Raw genomic sequence first — 16,841 nt, forward strand, 5'->3', positions numbered from 1 at the left:
TCAGCGCCCCCGGTAGTTCGGGGCTTCGACGGTCATCTGGATGTCGTGCGGGTGGCTCTCGACCAGCCCGGCCGACGTGATCCGGGTCAGCTGGCCACGCTCCTGCAGATCGGCGACGGTCTGCGCCCCGGCATAGCCCATCGAGGCGCGCAGGCCGCCGACGAGCTGGTGCGCCACACCCGACAGCGGGCCGCGGTAGGGCACCTGTCCCTCGATGCCCTCGGGGACGAGCTTGTCGTCGGAGAGGACGTCGTCGGCGAAGTAGCGGTCGCGGCTGAAGGACTGGTCGCCGCGCTTCTGCATCGCGCCCAGCGACCCCATGCCGCGGTAGGTCTTGTACTGCTTGCCGTTGACGAACACGAGCTCACCCGGCGCCTCCTCCACGCCGGCGAACAGCCCGCCGATCATCACCGTGTCGGCGCCGGCGACCAGGGCCTTGGCGATGTCGCCGGAGTACTGCAGCCCGCCGTCGGCGATCACCGGGACGCCGGCCGGCCTGGCCGCCAGCGCTGCCTCGTAGATCGCGGTGACCTGCGGGACGCCGACGCCGGCGACCACGCGGGTGGTGCAGATCGAGCCCGGGCCCACGCCGACCTTGACCGCGTCCACCCCGGCGTCGACGAGCGCCTGGGCGCCGGCGCGGGTGGCGATGTTGCCGCCGACGACCTGCACTCCTCCGTGCTCCCCGCCGAAGTCGGCCTTGACCCGGCCCACCATCTCCAGCACCGCCCGCTGGTGGCCGTGCGCGGTGTCGACGACGAGCACGTCCACGCCGGCGTCGACCAGCAGTCCGGCCCGCTTGTACGCGTCCTCGCCGACGCCGAGGGCCGCGCCGACCACGAGGCGGCCGTCGGCGTCCTTGGTGGCGTTCGGGTACTGGTCGCGCTTGACGAAGTCCTTGACGGTGATCAGGCCGCGCAGCCGCCCGGTGTGGTCCACCAGTGGCAGCTTCTCGATCTTGTTCTTGCGCAGCAGCGCCAGCGCGGTGTCGGCGTCCACGCCGACCGGCGCGGTGACCAGCGGCATCGGCGTCATGACGTCGCGGACGAGGCGGTTCTTGTCGGTCTCGAACCGCATGTCCCGGTTGGTGCAGATGCCGACCAGGACGCCGTCGGCGTCCACGACCGGCGCGCCGGAGATCCGGTAGCGGGCCGACAGCGCGTCGAGCTCGGCCAGGGTGTTGTCCGGGGAGGCGGTCACCGGGTTGGTGACCATGCCGGCCTCCGAGCGCTTGACCAGGTCGACCTGGCCGGCCTGCTCCTCGGCGGCGAGGTTGCGGTGCAGGACGCCGACGCCGCCGACGCGCGCCATCGCGATCGCCATGCGGGCCTCGGTGACGGTGTCCATCGCGCTGGAGAGCAGCGGCACGGCCAGCCGGATGCCGCGGGTCAGCCGGCTGCTGGTGTCCACCTCGGCCGGCACGACGTCGGACGCGCCGGGGATGAGCAGGACGTCGTCGTAGGTCAGGCCGAGCGGCGCGAACTTCGCCGGCAGCTCGGGGACGAACTCATCGGGCTGCATCGGTTGCCGCCACCCTCCGGTCGGCCGGCACCCTCCTGGGCGCGCGGGGAGCCGCACCCGATCGTAGGCGGCGGCCCGCGGGGCTCTGTGTGATGTCCGTCCGGCCACTACCGTGGCACCCGTGAGTTCTTGGGACGACGCCTCCGGGCCCGACTTCGGGTCCGCCGACCAGCCGGGTCCGCCGCCGCTGACCATGGAGGAGCGGGCCGGTGTCCTGGACGACCTCGCCGAGCTGGAGGTGTTCCGGACGCTGCTGGAGCCGACCGGCATCAAGGGCATCGTCGTCGACTGCCCGGACTGCGACGAGGAGCACCACGTCGACTGGGCCCTGATGCAGGCCAACCTCCGCCAGCTGCTCGAGGAGGGGCAGACCGGCCGCCACGAGCCGCCGTTCGATCCCGACCCCGACGACTACGTCAGCTGGGACTACGCCAGCGGCTACGCCGACGGGATCGCCGCGATGGCCGAGCGCGAGGAGCCCGGCAGCGACGGTGGCCGTGCCGGGAAGCACGCCCGCGACGACTGAGAACCGGGGTCCCCTGGGCCGCGCCGCGGCCACGTGCGGTCCTCGGCCCGGGTCGGACCGCCTCCTCGGCCAGGAAGGCCTCCCGGGCTACTCCGCGAACCGATGACCACACGGAGCGCCTGATCCCACGCCGGGAGCAGGAGCGTGCGGGGTGCGTCCGCCGACGCGCCACCCGCCGGGTGGGGATCGCCCGACCGCGCCACAGCTGGACACCGCGGCCGCGACAGCCGCAGAAGGCAACCTCCCAGCAAACACACAGGTCCGGTCGGGGCGCCACGGCGAAGATCGACATCCCGCCGGGGGGACACGTGGACATCTCGACGAAGCGAGGGTTGTGCCGTTCCTCACCCATAACGTGCTGTCGCCCGGTGATCACTGGGCGTCAGACTCGGAACTGCGGCGCTCAGCGCCGAGTGAGGAACCCATCGTGCAGAAGCGCAAGCTGCTCATCGCCGGCGTGTCGGGAGTCGTCCTGACGGCCGGCTCCGTGACCTTCGCCGCGACGGCGCTCGCCGCACCCGCGGCCCCGTCCGTCATCAAGGCCTGCGTCGCCGACAAGGGCGGGGCCATGTACCAGGTCCCCTCGAAGACCACCAAGTGTGCTCGCGGCCAGCACCTGGTCACCTGGAACCAGACCGGCGTCCAGGGTGCGCCGGGCAAGGCCGGCACCACGGGTGCCTCTGGAAGGACCGGCCCGCAGGGTCCGACGGGCGCGCGGGGTCCCGCGGGTCCGCAGGGTCCCCAGGGCGCTCCCGGCCTGGCCGGCCTTGACGGCACGAACATCGCGTGGGGCATCGGTCCGGCCAGCCAGGACGTCGTGGACGCGGCGGAGGCCGGCGACTTCTACCTCGACCTCACCACCGACAACGTCAGCGTCGCCGTCTTCGACGGCACGGTGTACGGCGAGTCGGTCCCGCTGCAGGGCGAGAAGGGCGAGACCGGCGCCCAGGGCATCCAGGGCGAGAAGGGCGAGACCGGCGCCCAGGGCATCCAGGGCGAGAAGGGCGAGACCGGCGCCCAGGGCATCCAGGGCGAGAAGGGCGAGACCGGCGCCCAGGGCATCCAGGGCGAGAAGGGCGACGCCGGGAAGTCCGTGACGGTGCAGCGCAGGCCGGCGACCTCGCCGGCCGTCAACAGCACTGCACGCACCCTGACCGTCAGCTGCGCGGAGGGTGAGACGGCGATCGGGGCGGGCTACAGCGGCCTCGCGGAGGGTGCACTGCTGGTCGGCAGCGACGCCGGCACCCTGCCCACCGACTGGGTGCTCACCTTCAGCGCCGACCCGGGCGCGGACGCCACCGGCACGGCGCTGTGCGCGGCCACGGTCTGATCTGCTCCTAGAACGACACAGCGGGGACCGGCGTACGCGCCGGTCCCCGCTCGTGCGTTCCCGGCCGGGGGCAGCCCGGCTCAGCAGGTCAGGACATCATGCCGCGGCGGAAGCCGGTGGCCACCGCCTCGGCGCGGTCCTTGGCGCCCAGCTTGCGGAACAGCCGCCGGGCGTGGGTCTTGATGGTGTCCTCGGACAGGTACAGCTCGCGGCCGATCTGGGCGTTGCTCTTGCCCTGGCTCATGCCGGTGAGCACCTGCATCTCGCGCATCGACAGGGCCACCGGCGCGGGCTCGCGGACGGTGGAGCGCACCGTGGTGGGCGCGGCGCCGGCGAGCGGGCTGGCGCCGTTCCAGGTCGGCGTCCCGTTGGGGTGGCCCGCGTGCGCGCCGACCGAGGCCAGCGGCACGGGCTGCGGCGGGAGGGACGGCGCGGGACCACGGCCGTCGACCCGCAGGCCGACCCGCGACAGGCCCAGGCCCATCTCCAGTGCGGTCGCGTCCCAGCGCAGGTACCCGCGGGCACCGGCCGCGACCGCCGCCCGGACGGTCTCGCCGTCGTCGGGGGCGCCGAGGACCAGCACCGGCAGCCGCGGGTGGGCCCGCAGCGCCTGGGTGGCGACGGTCAGCCCGGAGTCCACGGCGCGCTGGGTGCCGATGAGCAGGACGTCGGGCTGGCGGGTGGCCAGCCGGGCCATCAGGGCGCCGGCCTCGCCGACGACCTCCACCCGTCCCACGAACGGCAGTGCCACCAGGCGACCCGCGATGTCGTCACGGACCCGTCGGCGCTCGTCGTAGACCCACACGCACGTCGTGCCGTGGCCGGGCCCGCGCATCCTGTCGTCGATCACGCCTGCTCCTCGCTCGCCGGCCCACACGTCGCTGGACCGGGTCCCACCGCCCGGGTCCCCCGGTCGGGTGTCGCTCGGACGTACAGCCCCGTCCGGGGACCTGTCGTCGTCGCTCCGGCCGGAACCGGCACCGCCGACGGGTGTCCCCGCGGCGGTGTTCGGCACGGCCTGCAGCCACCTTGATCGACTCCGGAAGGAGGCAACACCCGCTCTCACCCAGCGGGGGGAGAGCGGAGCGGACAAAATGCAGGGTCGCCGTGGGTTTGACCCGCGGAGGCCTCGGGCACCGGCCCCCATGCAGCCGGACCGCCCCCTCCGGCTCGCACGAGCCGAGGAGGACGAATGGCCGACATCCGCCGCCTGCCCACCCCCGTCGCCGAGGTCTGGGACTGGCAGCTGCACGGCGCCTGCCGCGGGGAGAGCACGGCTCTCTTCTTCCACCCGGACGGCGAGCGCGGCCCGGCCCGGGCCCGCCGTCAGGCGGCCGCCAAGGCGGTCTGCGCCCGCTGCCCGGTCGTCGAGTCCTGCCTGAAGCACGCGCTGTCGGTCCGCGAGCCCTACGGGGTCTGGGGCGGCATGAGCGAGGAGGAGCGGGCCCGGCTGATCGCCGCGGAGCCCGCCGCCGTCGCCGCGGGGGTCTGAAGGGCCACCCTGCCCCCACCGCTCGCAGGCTCGCGGCGGGACCCTGCAGGGGGCACCCACGGACATCACGAGGGCCGGTCCAGCAGCTGCTGGACCGGCCCTCTTCGCGTCAGTCGGGCTGTGCCAGGCGCTCGGCCCGCATCAGCTCGTCGTGCACCCACGTGCCGCCGCGGTCCCGGGAGGTCTCGGCCGACCAGGTGAAGGAGTCCGCGCGGACGTCGGTGAAGCGCCACCGCAGCCACGGCTCCTCGTCGTCGCTGAGCAGCTCCACATCGGCACCGTGCGCGCGTCCGGTGAAGCGCCGGACCCGGCCGTTGACCGGCTCCATCCAGGTCGACAGCCACCGGTCGCCGTCCGGGTGCAGGAAGCGCACCGTCGTCCCGTGGAAGGCCAGTGGCGGTACCCCGGCACCGGGCTCCCCCCGGCCGGGCACGATCCACACGTCCTGGACGGCGCGCCCGTCGAGGACCCAGCCCACGTGCAGCTCCCCGGTCGCGCGGTGCCAGGTGCCGTCGGGGGCCAGGCCGCTCCAGTGCAGCCGCCAGGTCCCGACGAGCCGCCCGAAGTCGTCCATGGCCGCGCGATCCGCCGGACCAGGTGCGTGCAACGCGTCGGCGAGCATCCCGCCATGGTGGTCGAGGACCACCCCGGCGCCCACCCCTCGCTGAGCGCACACGACGGAGGGCCCGGTCCGGACGATCCGGACCGGGCCCTCCGCGCAGAGCTCGGGCGTCAGCTCAGTGGCTGTGCCCGTGGCCGTGCGAGTGGCCGTGGGTGTGGTGCCCGGCCCCGGCCGGCTCCTCCTCCTCCGGCGCCTCGACGATGGCGGAGTCGGTGGTCAGCACCATCGCGGCGATCGAGACGGCGTTGCCCAGCGCGGCCTTGGTGACCTTGACCGGGTCGATGACGCCCTGGGCTGCCAGGTCGCCGTACTCGCCGGTCGCGGCGTTGAAGCCCTGACCGGCACCGGCCTCGCGGACCTTGGCCACCACGACCTGCCCCTCGAACCCGGCGTTGCCGGCGATCCGGACGAGCGGGGCGTCCAGGGCCCGTCGGACCACGCGGGCGCCGGTCAGCTCGTCACCGGAGAGGTCGAGGGAGTCGATCGCCGCGGCCGCGTGGACCAGCGCCGAGCCACCACCGGGGACGACGCCCTCCTCCACCGCGGCGCGGGTGGCGGCGATGGCGTCCTCGATGCGGTGCTTGCGCTCCTTGAGCTCGACCTCGGTGGCCGCACCGACGCGGATGACGCCGATGCCGCCGGCGAGCTTGGCCAGCCGCTCCTGCAGCTTCTCGCGGTCCCAGTCGGAGTCGGTCGCCTCGATCTCGCGGCGGATCTGCGCGACCCGGTCGCCGATGGCCTCACCGGTGCCACCGCCGTCGACGATCGTGGTGTCGTCCTTCGTCACGGTGACCCGGCGCGCGGTGCCGAGGACCTCGAGGCCGACCTGGTCGAGCTTGAGGCCGACGTCCTCGCTGACGACCTGCCCGCCGGTGACGACGGCGAGGTCGGTCATGAACGCCTTGCGGCGGTCACCGAAGTACGGCGACTTCACCGCGACGACCTTGATCGTCCTGCGGATCGAGTTCACGACGAGGGTGGACAGGGCCTCGCCCTCGACGTCCTCGGCGACGATGAGCAGCGGGCGGCCGCCGGTGGAGAGCACCTTCTCCAGCAGCGGGAGCAGGTCGGCCAGCGCGCTGATCTTGCCGCTGACCAGCAGCACGAGGGCGTCCTCGAGGACGGCCTCCATGGCCTCCTGGTCGGTGACGAAGTAGGGCGAGAGGTAGCCCTTGTCGAACTGCACGCCCTCGGTGACGTCGAGCTCGGTGGAGAGGGTGTTGCTCTCCTCGACGGTGATGACGCCGTCCTTGCCGACCTTCTCCATGGCCTGGCCGATGAGCTCGCCGACCTCGGCGTCCTGCGCCGAGACGGTCGCGACGCCGGCGATGGCCTGCTGGTCGGAGACCGGGATGGCGACCTCGTCGAGGGCCTTGGCCACCGCGTCGGCGGCGGCGCGCATGCCGGCGCCCAGGGCCGTCGGGCTGGCGCCCGCGGCGACGTTGCGCATGCCCTCGTGCACCAGGGCCTGGGCCAGCACGGTGGCGGTGGTGGTGCCGTCACCGGCGACGTCGTTGGTCTTGGTGGCGACGTTCTTGGCCAGCTGGGCGCCGAGGTTCTCGTACGGGTCGTCGAGCTCGACCTCGCGAGCGATCGTGACGCCGTCGTTGGTGATGGTGGGGGCGCCGAACTTCTTGTCGAGGACGACGTTGCGCCCGCGCGGGCCGAGGGTCACCTTGACCGCGTCGGCGAGCTTGTCCACACCGCGCTCGAGCGCGCGGCGGGCGTCCTCGTTGAACTTGATGATCTTGGCCATGGGGCCCTTCCGATCGCAGGAGTCCTGGGGTGGGACGGCGACCGCCCCGGGACCCGGTGTACGGGTCGCCGGGGCGGTCGGTGTCGAGCTCGCGGCTCAGAGGTGGAGCGAGGTCACTTCTCCACGACGGCGAGCAGGTCGCGGGCGGAGAGCACCAGGTACTCCTCGCCGGCGTACTTCACCTCGGTGCCGCCGTACTTCGAGTAGATGACCACGTCGCCGACGTTGACGTCGAGCGGGACGCGGTTGCCGTTGTCGTCGACGCGACCGGGGCCCACGGCCACGACCGTGCCCTCCTGCGGCTTCTCCTTGGCGGTGTCCGGGATGACCAGACCGGAGGCGGTGGTGGTCTCGGCCTCGTTGGCCTGGACCACGACGCGGTCCTCCAGCGGCTTGATGTTGACCTTGGTAGCGGTCGTCACGTCGGTGACGCCCCCTTCGGGATCGGACGGCTGGTGGGTACTGCTCTGATGCTGTGGCACGGTGCCGGAGCCTGCCGTCGCGGGGGTCAGGCGCCCGTGCCCGTGTCGATTGGCACTCTACCTACGAGAGTGCCAGCCACTCAACCGGGTCCCCGCGGTCGGCAGCGCCCCCCTGCGCCACGCGCCCCTCGGGGAGCGCTCGTCCGGCACCACCTGCTGCGCCCCCGGGAGGACGGCCGGAGTCCAGGGTCAGCCGTCCCGGGGAACCGTCCCGGTGGTGTGCAGGCGGTGCAGGAAGGCGGCCATGGCCTGCCGCGTCACCGGCGCCGCCGGGTGGAACCCGCCGTCGGCGTAGCCCGTGGTCACGCCGGTGGTCGCCAGCCACGCGATCTCGGTGCAGAACCGGTGGCCGGCCGGCACGTCGGCGAAGGGACCGCCGGTGCAGCGCGTGGCCCGGTCCGCGCCGGAGAACCGGTGGAGGAACGCGGCCATCGCCTGGCGGGACACCGGGTCGCTCCCGCCGAACGACCTGGTCCCGTCGGGCCGGAGGGTGCCGGTGGCGATGCCCTCGGCGGCCAGCCACTCGACCTCCAGGTGGAACGGAGCTGCCGCGGGCACGTCGGCGAACGTCGGTGTCACCGGCGGTGTGAACGCCGGGGATCCGGCATACCGGTACAGGAAGGCCGCCATGGCCTGCCGCGACACCGGCACGCCGGGGCGGAAGGTGCCGTCGGCGTATCCGGTCGCGATGCGCATCTCGACCAGCCAGGCGATGTCCGCGGCGAACGGCCGGCCCTCCGTGACGTCCGTCAAGGAGCCCAGCGGCGTGGGTGTCACCCACGCACTGAACGCGGACGGAGGGCCGCTCCCGACCGCGGTCTCCGCGCGTACCCGGAACCGGTAGGACGTCCCGTTGACCAGCCCCGAGACCGTGGCTGTGCGGGAATCGGCGGCTGCGGTGGCGGTCCGGCCCACCGTCTCCCCCGCGAACACCTCGACGGTGTAACCGGTGATCGGCGAGCTGCCGTCGTCCGGGGGCGCTCGCCACTGCACGACGACGGACCCGTCGGCCGCGAGGGGGACACCGATGGTCGGGGCACCGGGGAGCGCCGTGGCACCGGGTGCGGGTGTCCCGGTGAGCAGCGCGTGGACCCCCAGGAGTCCGTGGCCGGTGTCGTCGTCACGGCCGGGAGCGCCGATGTCGAGCGCGGTGGTCTCGACGGCGGCCTTGACCGCAGCGGGTGTGACGCCAGGGTGCTGCGGGAGGTAGCGCGCGACCACACCGGTCACGAGCGGCGCCGCCATGGAGGTGCCGCTGCGTGCGAGGTATCCGCGCCGGCTGTCCGTGGAGAGGATGGACACGCCGGGGGCTGTGACGGTGTTCGTGGGTCCGCTGTAGCTGAAGGGAGCGGCCGTCCTGTCGTCATCGGAGGCCGCCACCGAGATGACCCCCGGGGAGGCGGCCGGGTAGTTGACCTGGTTGCCCGTCTGCCGGTTGTTGCCGGCGGCGGCCACCACGACGACCCCGTGCTCGTCGGCGTAGCGGACGGCGGCGTCGTACGCGGTGTTGTACGGACCGGTGAGGCTCAGGTTGACGACGTCCGCCCCGTTGTCCACCGCGTGGACGATCCCACTGGACACCGTGCCCGACGTGCCGCCGCCGTCGGCCCCGAGGACCCGGACCGGCATGATCTGGACCGCGCTGACGCCCGCGATGCCCACGCCGTTCCCGGCGGTCGCGGAGACCTCCCCGGTCACGTGCGTGCCGTGGCCGTTCGGGTCGACGCAGCCGTTGCCAGCCGGATCGACCGAGGCGGCGTCCGACGCGAAGTCCGCGCCCAGATCGCATCGGACCCGCCCGTCGAGGTCCTCGTGGGAGGCGAGCACGCCGGTGTCCACGACGGCGACGACGATGCCGGAGCCGTCGGGGACGTCGGCGGGGAGACCGTCGACCGCGAGGTCGTCGAGCGCCCACTGCTGCGACCGGTGGGGATCGGCCGCCGCAGCCATGGTGACCGGTGTGTCGACCGAGACGTTGACGACTCCTGGCTCCGCGCGGAGGTCAGCAGTGACCGACGCGACCCCGGCCTCACCCACCTCGCGGGTGATGACCTCGGCGTCCCCGTCGCGGATGACGATCGCGGAGACCGTCGTGGCTGCGTCTTCCTCGTGCGTGGCCTGCGGGACGGCGGTGGCCTGGCCACCCGAGGCCGGGGACGGTGCCGCCGACGGCAGCACCCCGCCGCCGCTCCCCGGCGATCCGTCGGGCCCGGCATGGGCGGGCAGAGCCGTGACGAGGGTCGCCACGACGACGAGGGGGACGGCGGAGCGGACGATGCCCCGTCCCACTCGACCGGTCTCCCGGGCGCCCCGCGCCCAGGAGCGCCCACTCCGCCGTTCCCGATCCATCAGTCCCCGTGTCGACCGCTGCGGTTGCCGTCGTGGCCGGAGGACACCCGTGCCGTGCTCGTCCGAGCCGGCCGGGTGTCCCGGTGCTCAGTAGCTGAAGTCGAGGCTGCCGCCCCCCATCCCGGACTGGCGGTCGATCAGCTGACCGCCGAGGAAGACCTCCGCGGTCCACGCCGCAGGGGTGCCACAGCTCCTGAACTCGCGGACCTCGACCGTGTACGTCCCCCGGGCCGGTCGGGACCCGGCCGGCCAGACGACGTTCTCCACACCGCCCGGGGTCCCGTCGACCCCGCACGTCCCCACGTTGTCGTCACGGTCGAGGTACCCACCCGTGCTCGTCGGCCCGCGGGACGAGTACCAGATGTGCGAACCGTTCGGCTCCCAGACGTGCAGGTCCTGGTCGTTGTCGTTGTCCCAGCGGAGGGCGACCTGGATCGTCCCGCTGCGGACCTCCAGGTCGGCACCGTCGCAGTCCTGGTCGACGCCGTCGTTCGGGACCTCGGTCCCACCCGGGTTGACGTCCGGGTCGTCCGGGTCGCAGTCCGTGCCGTCCGGGTGACCGTCACCGTCACGGTCGTCCCCGGTGCACCGCTTGAAGATGTCCGACTTCGATGCCAGCGTCCCCTCGACGAGCATCAGCTCGTAGGCCCTGAACCAGACGTCGAGCGTCAGCCGCAGATCGCCCTCGAGCGAGGCGTCGAGGCTCAGGCAGCCCGTCTCGCTGGTGTAGCCCAGAGTCAGGCGCGGACCGAGGAGACCGCTCACCCCGGCCCGGCCGGCGAGGGCGATGGTGGTGTCGATACCCGCGAACGCACTCCCGGACGCTGCGACCGTGAAGTCGGCCTCGGCCACCGGGGAGGCACTGGCGGTGCGGTCGACGCCGTCCGGACTGGCCACGAAACCGGCGCTCAGCTCCACTCCGAGGCTCGCGCTCAGCTGCACTCCTCCCTCGGCCGAGATGGTGAGGACGGGAACGAAACTCATGGTGATCGGCGGTGAGACGCTGACCGGGAACTGCAGGCGGCGGAACGCATCAGCCTTCAACTCGCAGGTCACGGCACCGGAGAGCTCCAGTGACGCCGCCAGCTTCGGGGTCCAGGTCGTGGTCAGGCTCACCTCCAGCGCGGCCAGGTCCAGCCTCGTCCGCACGCGGAAGTCGCTCATGTCGAAGCCCACGTCGACGGCCGCCTGGGCCGACCCGGAGCACGTGAACTTCCCGAGGTCGGCTGCGAAGGAGCCGTTCCGGCTGGCGGCGGGGCCGGGCCCGTCGGCCTGTTGGCCGCTGTTCGGGTCGATGACCTCCGGATCCTGCAGGTCGACCTCGGAGACGATGACCAGCTCGTCGTAGACCTCGTCCAGCGTTGCTGGGGCGGTCGTCACCGTGGCCGTCCCGTCCCCGTTGGGCGCTACGGCCGTCACCCGGCCCAGCAAGCCGTCCGGCGCCTGGTCCGACGGCGGCACCACCAGGCTCCCGCCGACGGCCGGGACCTCCGCACCCGCCGGGAGCACGGCGGTCTGGGCACCGTTCGGGTCCCCGCTGACGGGTACCGCGACCTCGTCGCTGACGACGACCGTGCCCTCCGCGGGCGCACCGACGGTGTCACCGATGAGGCGGTGGAGGAAGGCGGCCATGGCCTGCCGCGTCACCGGCGCCGCCGGGTGGAACCCGCCGTCGGCGTAGCCCGTGGTCACGCCGGTGGTCGCCAGCCAGGTGACCTCGGGGCAGAACTGGTGACCGGTCGGCACGTCGTTGAAGGGGCTGCCGGTACACCCTCCGGCCCGTTCCTCGCCGGAGAAGCGGTGGAGGAACGCAGCCATCGCCTGGCGACTGACCGGAGCGGCCGGGTGGAAGCCCCCGTCCGCGTACCCGGCCGTGATGCCCTGCGCCGCGAGCCAGGTGATCTCGGCACAGAACGGCGCCGAGGCGGGCACGTCCCGGAAAGGAGCGCGCGCACACGGCGGGGCTGTCTGACCCGGGTTGGCTGCGCGGAAGAGGAACGCTGCCATGGCCTGCCGGGAGACGTTGCGGACCGACCCGAAGGTGCCATCCGCGTAGCCCGTGGTGATGCCCTGCCCGACGAGCCAGGAGATGTCCCCGAAGAACGGCGTCGCGGAGCCGTCACGGGCGGTCGGCGGGTAGTCCGGGAAGTAGGCGGCCAGCGTCAGGGAGGCCTCCGACGCGGCGAAGACGCCGTCCCCGGTGTAGGAGACCCTCACCACGTGGTCACCTGCCCTGAGCAGCGGCGAGTCCTCCGGCACCGTGGTGAACGACTCGCCAGCAGCATCGAGGGTCTCGGTGACCAGGGTCGTGCCGTCGAGGGTGAAGGTGACCTGGCCGGTCGGGACGGGCGGCACTCCCGCGGAGGCCTCGTCCGGGTCCTGGACGACCGTCGCGCTCAACGTGACCAGCGCGCCGGCCGCGACCTGCTGCGAGGGCAGCACTGCGACGTTCACGACCGCTCCGACGGTGCCCGCTGCCGCGACCGGAGTCGGCGCCTCGGTCTCCGTCGGAGCGGGTCGAGCGGGTTCCGGTTCAGCCGGCTTGTCACCGGGAGCTGCCTGCGCCGGGGCCAGCAGCCCCAGGAGGACGAGGACCGCCATGAGCAGGACGAGAGGGAGACGAAGGGCTGGAGACAGACGAGACCGCAAGGCGTACCCCCGGAGATGACGGCCGAATGACGCCGCCTCCCCCCGCAGGGCCGCAGCAGCGGCAATGTGCCAACCGGCCCGCCCGAGGGCAAGGAACGACTCGGCTCCGGGCGAGACCGCCGCCCCACGCGCCCATCGGACCCCAGGGGACACAGCGACGTCGACCACGTGCGACAGCACGCCGACAGGGGGGACGAGCGACGACCGTCAAGATGGGGCGGTGCGCCCCACCAGCGACGGCCCCGCCTCCACCCCGGGTTCACGCGAGCGAGCCACCGAGACGCTCATCCGGCTCAGGTGGCTGCAGACGCCGGAGGGGCAGGCCGCCGTGGGTCGCGCGGCCGCGCTGGTGGCCGAGGGCGTCGACCCGCTGACCGGGCTCGGGCGGCTGCGGACGGAGGTCGGCGCGGAGCACGCCGGCCCGGCCTGGGAGCTGGCGCGGCTGCGTGCGCGGGCGCGGCCGGTGTTCGGCGCCGACGCCGACGTCCTGTTCCTCACCGCCGACACCCTCGAGCAGGCCGGCCGCCCCGCCCTGGCCGCCCGGCGGGCACGGCGCCTGCTCTCCGACGACGCCGACTCGGCCGCCGACCTCGGCTGCGCCTCGGGCACCGACACGGTCGCGCTCGCTCGGGCCGGGGCCAGCGTGCTCGCCGTCGACCTCGACCCGCTGGCGCGCGAGCTGACCGCCGCCAACGCCGAGGCGCTCGGGGTGGCCGACCGGGTCTGGGTGGTCGCCGGGGACGCCGTCGAGCTCGTCGCCGCCGCGCGCGGCGGCGAGGTGGCCGGCTGCGGTGCCGCCGTCCTGGACCCCGCACGGCGGGCTGGCGGGCGACGGCAGCTGGACCCCGACCGCTGGTCGCCGCCCTGGTCGACGGTGGAGACGCTGCTGGAGCGGGTGCCCCGCGCGGTGGTCAAGGTGGCGCCGGGCCTGGACCACGAGCGGGTGCCGGCCGGCGTCGAGGCGGAGTGGGTGTCGGCCGGCGGCTCGATCGTGGAGGCGCTGCTCTGGGGCCGGGCGGTGTCGGAGGTCTGGCGGCGGGCGGCGCTGGTCCGCGGGGACACCGTGCTGGAGCTGACCGCCGACACCGACCCCGGGCCCGCACCGTCCGGACCGGTGCGCGGCTGGCTGCACGAACCGGACCCGGCGGTCATCCGCTCGGGCCTGGTGTCGCTGGTCGCGGCCGACCTCGGCGCCACGCTGGTCGACCCGACGATCGCCTACCTGACCTCGGACGCGCCGGCCGACTCCCCCTGGGTGTCCTCGTACCGGGTCGACGAGGTGCTGCCGTTCAACCTCAAGAAGCTCAGGGCGCTGCTGCGGACGCGCGGCGTCGGCCGGGTGGTGGTCAAGAAGCGCGGCTCGGCGGTCGAACCGGAGACCCTGGCCCACCGGCTGCGCGGCGAGGGCGCGAGGGCGGCGGTCGTCGTCGTCACCCGGGTCGCCGGCGCCCCCACCGCGCTGGTGTGCGACCTGTCCGACCGATGAGTCCGCACGCCCGCCCGGGTCAGCACGTCCGAGGACCCGGATCCGAGGAGGACGCATGGCCGGACGAGGCACGCACGTCGACCTGCGGAGGATCGCCCTCGCGGCCGGCGGATCCGTGCTGACCAGCGCCGCCTGGTACACGGCCTGGGGCGACCGGCTCGCGGAGCTGGACGAGGCCTACGCCGACGGCCGACCACCCGCGGCCTGGGTGCTGCCGGTGGAGCTCGCACGCAGCGCGGCGGTGGCCACGGCCGTGGCCGTCCTCTCCGGCTCCACCGGGTCCCGGAAGCCGGGCAGCGCAGCACGCCTGGGGCTGGGCCTCTGGGGAGCGTTCCCGGTCGTCCTGCTCACCGGCTCGGTGGTGCACGAGGAGGTGCCCTGGCAACAGGCCGCGATCCACGCCGGCGACTGGCTGGTCAAGCTCCTGCTGATCTCCGTCACGGTCGGCCGCGGGCCGCTGCGGCGATGACCCGCCTCGCACGTGCGGAGGCGCCGCTCAGCGGGTGACGACGTCGATCGGCAGGGAGCTGTCGGCGCCGACGTCGGGGGCGGACGGCGCCACCCCGGCCTCGACCAGCCGCGAGCCCAGGGCCGCGACCATCGCGCCGTTGTCGGTGCACAACCGCGGGCTGGGCACCCGCAGCACGATCCCGGCCTCCGCGCAGCGCTCCTCGGCCAGCGCGCGCAGCCGCGAGTTGGCCGCCACGCCGCCGCCGAGCACGAGGTGGTCGACGCCGTGGTCGCGGCAGGCGCGCACTGCCTTGGCGGTGAGCACGTCGGCGACCGCCTCCTGGAACGACGCCGCGACGTCGGCCACCGGCACCGGCTCGCCGGCCCGCTGCCGCGCCTCGACCCACCGGGCGACGGCGGTCTTCAGGCCGGAGAACGAGAAGTCGTAGGGCGCGTCGTGGGGGCCGGTGAGCCCGCGCGGGAACCCGATCGCCGTCGGGTCGCCCTCGCGCGCCGCCCTGTCGACGGGTGGGCCGCCGGGGAACGGCAGGCCGAGCACCCGGGCCACCTTGTCGAAGGCCTCCCCCGCCGCGTCGTCGATGGTGCGGCCCAGCGACTGCACCTCCCGGGCGAGGTCGGGCACCAGCAGCAGCGAGCTGTGCCCGCCGGAGACCAGCAGCGCCAGCGACGGCTCGGCGAGCTTCCCGTGCTGGAGCTCGTCGACGGCGACGTGCGCGGCCAGGTGGTTGACGCCGTACAGCGGCTTGTCCAGGGCGAGGGCGTAGGCCTTGGCCGCGGCCAGCCCGACCAGCAGCGCGCCGGTCAGCCCCGGCCCGGCCGTGACCGCGACCGCGTCGACGTCGGCGGCGCTCACCCCGGCCTCGGCCAGCGCGCGGTGCACGGTCGGCACCATGGCCTCCAGGTGCGCCCGCGAGGCGATCTCGGGCACCACCCCGCCGAAGCGCTCGTGTTCGGCCATCGAGGTGGCCAGGGCGTCGGAGAGCAGTGTCCGCCCGCGGACCAGGCCCACGCCGGTCTCGTCGCACGAGGTCTCGAACCCGAGCACCAACGGCTCGCTCACAGTCTCTCCCGCTTCATCACGACGGCGTCCGTGCCGCTCGGCTGGTAGTAGCGCGGCCGCCGGCCGATCTCGGTGAACCCGCGCCGCCGGTACAGGCCCTGCGCCACCTCGTTGTCCGCGCGCACCTCGAGCAGCACCACGGGGCTGCGCCGGTCGGCCTCGGCCAGCAGCGCGTCGAGCAGCTGGGCGCCGATCCCCTCGCCCTGCCGGTCCTCGGCGACCCCGATGGTGGCCACGTGGGCCTCGTCGTCGTAGGCGATGAGCCCGGCGTAGCCGACGACCCGGTCGCCGTCCTCGGCCACCAGGTAGGAGCGGGTGTCGGTGCGGGCCAGCTCGTCGCGGTACATCGCCCGGGTCCAGGTGTCCGGGGCGAACAGCTGTTCCTCGAGCTCGAGGACGGCGTCCAGGTCGGCCGGCCGCATCGGCCGCAACCGCGCGCTCACGACGTGGTCACCGGCTTGAACGACGTCGGCGGGACGGCGTCCGGGCGGCGCAGGTACAGCGGCACGAGCGGGGCGGCGCGCGACGGGTCGGCCAGCTGCGGCGCGGCAGCCCGGACCAGCCCAGCCGTCGTCACCTCGGCCGGGACGACCTCGACGCCGAGCCGCTCGGCGAAGCGGGGGTCGCCGACGACCGGTCCGGTGACGGCCAGCTCCTCGGGGCGGACCACGCCGGGACCGTCGGTGCGTTCCCCGTCGACGTCGTAGGCGGCCCAGTAGACCTCCTTGCGCCGGGCGTCGGTGACCACCGTGCGGGCACCGGAGCCGACGGCGTCCAGCGAGCAGACGCCGAGCACGGGCAGCCCGCGGGCGTCGCCGATGGCGGCGGCCGTGACCACCCCGACGCGCAGTCCGGTGAAGGGTCCCGGGCCCAGCCCGGTCACCACGGCCTCGACGTCGGCCAGTGCCAGCCCGGCGTCGCGCAGCACGTCGGTCACGGCGACGGTGAGCAGTTCGGCGTGCCGGTTGCCCGACGGCACCGCCCGCTCGGCGAGCACGTCGGTCGCGCCGTCCGGCGACCACCGGGCGAGGCCGGCGACCAGCGTCGGCGTGGCGGTGTCGAGGGCGAGGACGAGCACGACCGCCCAGGTTAGTCCG

The 16,841-nt window shown here is 74.2% G+C and carries 15 protein-coding genes; 5 read left to right on the forward strand and 10 right to left on the reverse strand.

Annotation, left to right across the window (positions count from 1 at the left end):
* The gene (guaB, locus tag ACWIX3_RS00830) at positions 1–1,521 is read right to left on the reverse strand and encodes an IMP dehydrogenase (RefSeq protein ID WP_448610215.1); all 1,521 of its coding nucleotides are present in this window, start codon (positions 1,519–1,521) and stop codon (positions 1–3) included.
* A gap of 121 nt (positions 1,522–1,642) precedes the next feature.
* Between guaB and ACWIX3_RS00835 the strand changes: the two genes are divergently transcribed.
* Both ACWIX3_RS00835 and ACWIX3_RS00840 read left to right on the forward strand, forming a co-directional pair.
* Positions 1,643–2,047, forward strand: a complete 405-nt coding sequence (locus tag ACWIX3_RS00835; RefSeq protein ID WP_448610216.1) for a DUF5319 family protein — start codon at positions 1,643–1,645, stop codon at positions 2,045–2,047.
* Positions 2,048–2,474: 427 nt separating this feature from the next.
* A complete protein-coding gene (locus tag ACWIX3_RS00840) occupies positions 2,475–3,377 on the forward strand; it encodes a hypothetical protein (RefSeq protein WP_448610217.1) in 903 nt (300 codons plus the stop codon).
* A gap of 88 nt (positions 3,378–3,465) precedes the next feature.
* Here the strand turns inward: ACWIX3_RS00840 and ACWIX3_RS00845 are convergent, their stop codons facing one another.
* Complete coding sequence (locus ACWIX3_RS00845; RefSeq protein WP_448610218.1) at positions 3,466–4,227, reverse strand: LuxR C-terminal-related transcriptional regulator; 762 nt, start codon at positions 4,225–4,227, stop codon at positions 3,466–3,468.
* 342 nt (positions 4,228–4,569) lie between these two features.
* Here ACWIX3_RS00845 and ACWIX3_RS00850 point away from each other — a divergent pair, with 342 nt between their 5' ends.
* On the forward strand, positions 4,570–4,869 hold the full coding sequence (locus tag ACWIX3_RS00850; protein ID WP_091156592.1) for a WhiB family transcriptional regulator: 300 nt from the start codon (positions 4,570–4,572) through the stop codon (positions 4,867–4,869).
* A gap of 109 nt (positions 4,870–4,978) precedes the next feature.
* On the opposite strand, the gene ACWIX3_RS00855 is transcribed toward ACWIX3_RS00850, so the two are convergent.
* From ACWIX3_RS00855 to ACWIX3_RS00875, 5 genes are all read right to left on the reverse strand, one after another.
* Positions 4,979–5,443, reverse strand: a complete 465-nt coding sequence (locus ACWIX3_RS00855) for a hypothetical protein (protein WP_448610219.1) — start codon at positions 5,441–5,443, stop codon at positions 4,979–4,981.
* A 163-nt stretch (positions 5,444–5,606) separates the two neighbouring features.
* Positions 5,607–7,247 carry a chaperonin GroEL gene (gene groL, locus ACWIX3_RS00860; RefSeq protein WP_448610220.1) on the reverse strand — a complete coding sequence of 547 codons (1,641 nt, stop codon included), beginning with the start codon at positions 7,245–7,247 and terminating at the stop codon, positions 5,607–5,609.
* Between the two features lie 113 nt (positions 7,248–7,360).
* Complete coding sequence (gene groES, locus ACWIX3_RS00865; RefSeq protein WP_012950428.1) at positions 7,361–7,669, reverse strand: co-chaperone GroES; 309 nt, start codon at positions 7,667–7,669, stop codon at positions 7,361–7,363.
* A 249-nt stretch (positions 7,670–7,918) separates the two neighbouring features.
* Positions 7,919–10,018 carry a S8 family serine peptidase gene (locus tag ACWIX3_RS00870; protein ID WP_448610221.1) on the reverse strand — a complete coding sequence of 700 codons (2,100 nt, stop codon included), beginning with the start codon at positions 10,016–10,018 and terminating at the stop codon, positions 7,919–7,921.
* Between the two features lie 147 nt (positions 10,019–10,165).
* Positions 10,166–12,532, reverse strand: a complete 2,367-nt coding sequence (locus ACWIX3_RS00875; protein ID WP_448610222.1) for an S-layer homology domain-containing protein — start codon at positions 12,530–12,532, stop codon at positions 10,166–10,168.
* A 415-nt stretch (positions 12,533–12,947) separates the two neighbouring features.
* Here ACWIX3_RS00875 and ACWIX3_RS00880 point away from each other — a divergent pair, with 415 nt between their 5' ends.
* A complete protein-coding gene (locus ACWIX3_RS00880; protein WP_448610223.1) occupies positions 12,948–14,213 on the forward strand; it encodes a class I SAM-dependent methyltransferase in 1,266 nt (421 codons plus the stop codon).
* Between the two features lie 55 nt (positions 14,214–14,268).
* Positions 14,269–14,682, forward strand: a complete 414-nt coding sequence (locus tag ACWIX3_RS00885) for a DUF1761 domain-containing protein (protein ID WP_448610224.1) — start codon at positions 14,269–14,271, stop codon at positions 14,680–14,682.
* A 27-nt stretch (positions 14,683–14,709) separates the two neighbouring features.
* On the opposite strand, the gene tsaD is transcribed toward ACWIX3_RS00885, so the two are convergent.
* Genes tsaD through tsaB form a run of 3 tightly spaced genes read right to left on the reverse strand, consistent with a single transcriptional unit; the run spans position 14,710 to position 16,822 of the window.
* On the reverse strand, positions 14,710–15,744 hold the full coding sequence (gene tsaD, locus ACWIX3_RS00890; protein WP_448610225.1) for a tRNA (adenosine(37)-N6)-threonylcarbamoyltransferase complex transferase subunit TsaD: 1,035 nt from the start codon (positions 15,742–15,744) through the stop codon (positions 14,710–14,712).
* Positions 15,741–16,187: a ribosomal protein S18-alanine N-acetyltransferase gene (gene rimI / locus ACWIX3_RS00895; RefSeq protein WP_448610226.1), complete on the reverse strand. Its 447-nt coding sequence runs from the start codon at positions 16,185–16,187 to the stop codon at positions 15,741–15,743. The genes tsaD and rimI overlap by 4 nt, the downstream gene beginning before the upstream one ends.
* Positions 16,184–16,822, reverse strand: coding sequence for a tRNA (adenosine(37)-N6)-threonylcarbamoyltransferase complex dimerization subunit type 1 TsaB (gene tsaB / locus ACWIX3_RS00900; protein ID WP_448610227.1), 639 nt, complete (start codon positions 16,820–16,822; stop codon positions 16,184–16,186). Before tsaB ends, rimI begins: the two co-directional genes overlap by 4 nt.
* Positions 16,823–16,841: the final 19 nt, after the last annotated feature.

It is taken from the genome of Geodermatophilus sp. URMC 60 (assembly GCF_053502585.1).

Excerpts from the sequence above, each read along its gene's own strand:
- guaB (WP_448610215.1), bottom strand. The coding sequence starts at position 1,521 with ATGCAGCCCGATGAGTTCGTCCCCGAGCTGCCGGCGAAGTTCGCGCCG.
- ACWIX3_RS00850 (WP_091156592.1), top strand. The coding sequence starts at position 4,570 with ATGGCCGACATCCGCCGCCTGCCCACCCCCGTCGCCGAGGTCTGGGAC.
- ACWIX3_RS00885 (WP_448610224.1), top strand. The coding sequence starts at position 14,269 with ATGGCCGGACGAGGCACGCACGTCGACCTGCGGAGGATCGCCCTCGCG.
- groL (WP_448610220.1), bottom strand. The coding sequence starts at position 7,247 with ATGGCCAAGATCATCAAGTTCAACGAGGACGCCCGCCGCGCGCTCGAG.
- ACWIX3_RS00855 (WP_448610219.1), bottom strand. The coding sequence starts at position 5,443 with ATGGACGACTTCGGGCGGCTCGTCGGGACCTGGCGGCTGCACTGGAGC.